General features: G+C 62.1%; 4 protein-coding genes. 3 read left to right on the top strand and 1 reads right to left on the bottom strand.

Translation table 11 applies throughout. The features are described 5' to 3' along the window. The first annotated feature begins 107 nt into the window (after positions 1–107). From B3E94_RS18660 to B3E94_RS18650, 3 genes are read left to right on the top strand one after another with little or no spacing between them, the layout of a single operon-like run. Positions 108–758 carry a paraquat-inducible protein A gene (locus tag B3E94_RS18660; protein ID WP_176513803.1) on the top strand — a complete coding sequence of 217 codons (651 nt, stop codon included), beginning with the start codon at positions 108–110 and terminating at the stop codon, positions 756–758. Further along, positions 745–1,368: a paraquat-inducible protein A gene (locus B3E94_RS18655; RefSeq protein ID WP_176513805.1), complete on the top strand. Its 624-nt coding sequence runs from the start codon at positions 745–747 to the stop codon at positions 1,366–1,368. The genes B3E94_RS18660 and B3E94_RS18655 overlap by 14 nt, the downstream gene beginning before the upstream one ends. Continuing rightward, positions 1,361–3,661 carry a PqiB family protein gene (locus B3E94_RS18650; protein WP_286914634.1) on the top strand — a complete coding sequence of 767 codons (2,301 nt, stop codon included), beginning with the start codon at positions 1,361–1,363 and terminating at the stop codon, positions 3,659–3,661. The genes B3E94_RS18655 and B3E94_RS18650 overlap by 8 nt, the downstream gene beginning before the upstream one ends. Positions 3,662–3,815: 154 nt before the next feature. Here the strand turns inward: B3E94_RS18650 and rpsT are convergent. Then, on the bottom strand, positions 3,816–3,952 hold a 137-nt coding region (gene rpsT / locus B3E94_RS18645), incomplete at its 5' end, for a 30S ribosomal protein S20 (protein WP_286914636.1).

Raw genomic sequence — 3,952 nt, 5'->3', positions numbered from 1 at the left:
CAGGTAGGGGTTTTGTCTTTCTACTTCGAAAACTCGGGCCTTCGTCGCCTCCCACATTTCGAGCGGGGCCACTAGAATAGTCCGACGTACCTATTCAGAATCCGCAGATGCCCGAAACCGAAGCCCTAGAGCAGTTGCCGCTGGATGAGCTGGTCGCCTGTCACGAGTGCGACCTGCTGATGCGCAAGCCGGTGCTGCAGCATGACGAAAAAGCCCAATGCCCGCGCTGTGGCTACGAGCTGTATGCCCACAGGCACAATGTGGTCAACCGCAGCCTTGCCCTGGTGCTGACCGCGCTGTTGCTATTTGTGCCCGCCAACTTTCTGCCGATCATGCAGTTGCATCTGCTTGGCCAGACTTCGGACGATACGGTCTGGACCGGTGTAGTGGGCTTGTACAACTCCGAGATGCGCGGCGTTGCCATCGTGGTCTTCCTGTGCAGCATGGCCATACCCTTGCTCAAGCTGCTGTGCCAGCTGGCGGTGCTGTTGAGCATCCGACTGGACATCGGCCGCAGCTATGGCCTGCTCTGCTACCGCATCTATCACCATCTACGTGACTGGGGCATGCTCGAGGTCTACTTCATGGGCGTGCTGGTTGCCATCGTCAAACTCGTGGACCTGGCCGAGCTGAGCATAGGCCTGGGTCTGTTCTGTTTCATCAGCCTGCTGCTGATCCAGGTCTGGCTCGAAGTGGTGATGTCGCCACACCAGATCTGGAGTGCATTGTCGGGGGAGGATCTGCATGCGGGCGATTGATGCAGGCATTGTGGTTTGCAACGAATGCCATGAACTGAACCGCCAGGACAGCGAGCAAGGCACGCAGACCTGCACGCGCTGCGGCGCCATCGTGCACGCACGCCGGCCCAACAGCATCGTGCGGACCTGGGCGCTGCTGATCGCGGCATCGATTCTGTACATTCCCGCCAACGTGCTGCCGATCATGACCGTCAGCGCGCTGGGGCAGGGCAGCCCGGACACCATCATGTCCGGCGTCATCGCCCTGCTCAAGCACGGCATGCTGCCGATTGCCGCGGTGGTGTTCATCGCCAGCATCCTGGTGCCGACCTTCAAGCTGATCGGCATCGGCCTGCTGCTGTACTCCGTGCAGCGCCGCCAACCCTTGTCGGCGCGGCAACGAATCCTGATGTACCGCTTCATCGAGTTCATAGGGCGCTGGTCCATGCTGGACATCTTCGTCATTGCCATTCTGGTGGCAGTGGTGAATTTCGGCCGCATCGCCAGTGTCGAAGCCAACCTGGGCGCTGTCGCCTTCGCAACTGTGGTGATTCTCACGATGCTTGCCGCTTTAACTTTCGATCCCCGACTGATTTGGGATAACACGGAGTCGGATGACGACCATGAGTGACTTGCCAACCGCCAAAACCCGCCCCGCCTCCAATTGGTCGGCAATCTGGATTCTGCCGCTGATCGCGCTGATGATCGGCGGTTGGCTGGCCTGGCAGGCGTACCGCGATGCCGGCGTGGAAATCGAGGTGCGTTTCGAAAGCGGTGAGGGGATCGTCGCCAACAAGACCGAAGTCATCTACAAGGGCATGCCGGTCGGCAAGGTGAAGAGCCTGGTGCTCGACGCCAAGGGCGAGAAGCAGGGCGTCATCGCCACCATCGAGATGAATAAGGCCGCAGAGCCTCACCTGAACAAGGGCACGCGCTTCTGGCTGGTAAAGCCCAGTGTCAGCCTGGCGGGTATCTCCGGCCTTGAGACGCTGGTATCCGGCAACTACATTGCCGTCAGCCCAGGTGAAGGCGAGCGGACCAAGCGCTTCACCGCGTTGAAAGTGGCGCCGCCGCTGTCGGACAACGAGCCAGGCCTGCACCTGACGCTCAAGGCTGACCGCCTGGGCTCGCTCAACCGCGACAGCCCGGTGTTCTACAAGCAGATCCAGGTCGGCCGGGTGAAGAGCTACCGCCTCTCCGACGACCAGAGCACGGTCGAGGTCAAGGTATTCATCGAGCCGGCCTACGCCAGCCTGGTGCGCAAGCACACGCGTTTCTGGAATGCCAGCGGCATCAGCATCGACGCCGACCTGTCCGGGGTGAAGGTGCGCAGCGAATCGTTGTCCAGCATCGTCGCCGGCGGTATCGCCTTCGCCACCCCAGAGTACCGCAAGGACAGCCCGCCCACCGACCCGAGCCTGCCGTTCCGCCTTTATGAAGACTTCGACGCTGCCCAGGCGGGCATTCGCGTCAAGGTCAAGCTGAACGACTACGAGGGCCTGCAAGCCGGGCGCACGCCGGTGATGTACAAAGGCATTCAGGTCGGTTCGCTCAAAGCGCTGAAAATGGAAGACAACCTGGCCAGCGCCATGGCCGAGCTGACCCTGGACCCTTTGACCGAAGACTATCTGGTCGACGGCACGCAGTTCTGGGTGGTCAAGCCGTCCATCTCGCTGGCGGGCATCACCGGCCTGGAGGCCCTGGTCAAGGGTAACTACATCGCCATCCGCCCGGGTGAGAAGGGCGCTACGCCGCAGCGCGAGTTCGAGGCCAGGCCCAAGGCGCCGCCACTCGACCTCAAGGCACCCGGCCTGCACATGGTGCTGTTCGCCGACACCCTGGGCTCGCTGGAGGTCGGCAGCCCGGTGATGTATCGCCAGGTGAAGGTCGGCAGCGTGCAGAGCTACCAGTTCGCCCGCAACAGCAATCGCATCCTGATCGGTGTGCACATCGAGAAGGAATACGAAAAGCTGGTCAACGGATCGTCGCGCTTCTGGAATGTCAGTGGCATCACCCTCACGGGCGGCCTGTCGGGCATCAAGATCAAGAGTGAATCGCTGCAGACCCTGATGGCTGGTGGTATCGCCTTCGATACGCCGACCCCGAACGTTGCGCTCAAGCGCCGTATCCCGCGTTTCCGCCTGCTGGAGAGCCAGGAGGCGGTGAACCGCAGCGGCACCCTGGTCACCATCCGCGTCGATCGCGCCGACGGCCTCAAGCCGGGCACGCCAATCCGCTTCCGCGGCCTGGACGTGGGCAGCGTGGAAAGCGTCGACCTGACCCAGGACCTGCAGGCGGTGCTGCTGCGAGCGCGCATCACCGAGGCGGCTGACCGCATCGCCCGAGTGGGCACCCAGTTCTGGGTGGTCAAGCCGGCGCTTGGCCTGGTGCGTACCGAAAACCTCGACACCTTGATTGGTGGCCAATACCTGGAAGTGCAGCCGTCAGCCAAGGACCGGGGGGCGCAGCGCGACTTCATCGCGTTGGCCCAGGCACCGGAGGTGGTCGGCCAGGAGGTAGGCCTGCCGCTGACCTTGAGCGCGCCGCGACGGGGTTCGATCAAGCCTGGCGTGCCGGTGACCTATCGCGAGGTGGCTGTGGGCAAGGTTACCGGCTTCGAGCTGGGTCAGAGTGCCGACCGGGTGCTGATCCATATCCTGATCGAGCCGCGCTATGCCGCGTTGGTGCGCAGTGGTAGCCGATTCTGGAACAGCAGCGGGTTCGGCTTCGACTGGGGCTTGTTCAAGGGCGCTACGGTGCGTACCGAGTCGCTGGAAACGCTGATAGATGGCGGTATTGCCTTTGCCACGCCCGATGGCGAGCAGATGGGCAACCCGGCCCGGCCGCAGCAGACCTTTGCCTTGTTCGACAAGCCTGAGGATCAATGGCTGCAGTGGGCGCCGAAGATTCAGATCGCCAAGTAATGGAGTGGGGCCGCTATGCGGCCCAATCGCCGGCAAGCCGGCTCCCACAGTGTAGGAGCCGGCTTGCCGGCGATGAGGGCGTTGCAGGCAAGCTCATCAAATCGCAGGCAATAAAAAACCGACCCTAGGGTCGGTTTTTCGACAAGAACGTCGCTTAGGCAGCTGCAGCTTCTTTCAGCGCCTTGATGTGGCCATTCAGACGGCCTTTGTGGCGAGCAGCTTTGTTCTTGTGGATGATACCTTTGTCGGCCATACGGTCGATTACTGGTACAGCCAGAACGTAAGCGGCTT

It is taken from the genome of Pseudomonas sp. UBA6315, assembly GCF_002438125.1.
Classification (GTDB): Bacteria; Pseudomonadota; Gammaproteobacteria; order Pseudomonadales; family Pseudomonadaceae; genus Aquipseudomonas; species Aquipseudomonas faucium.
This window is presented reverse-complemented; position numbering and strand designations above follow the sequence as displayed.

What these genes read in the sequence shown, in the direction of transcription:
- B3E94_RS18655 (WP_176513805.1), top strand. Translation starts at nt 745, where the DNA reads ATGCGGGCGATTGATGCAGGCATTGTGGTTTGCAACGAATGCCATGAA.
- B3E94_RS18660 (WP_176513803.1), top strand. Translation starts at nt 108, where the DNA reads ATGCCCGAAACCGAAGCCCTAGAGCAGTTGCCGCTGGATGAGCTGGTC.
- B3E94_RS18650 (WP_286914634.1), top strand. Translation starts at nt 1,361, where the DNA reads ATGAGTGACTTGCCAACCGCCAAAACCCGCCCCGCCTCCAATTGGTCG.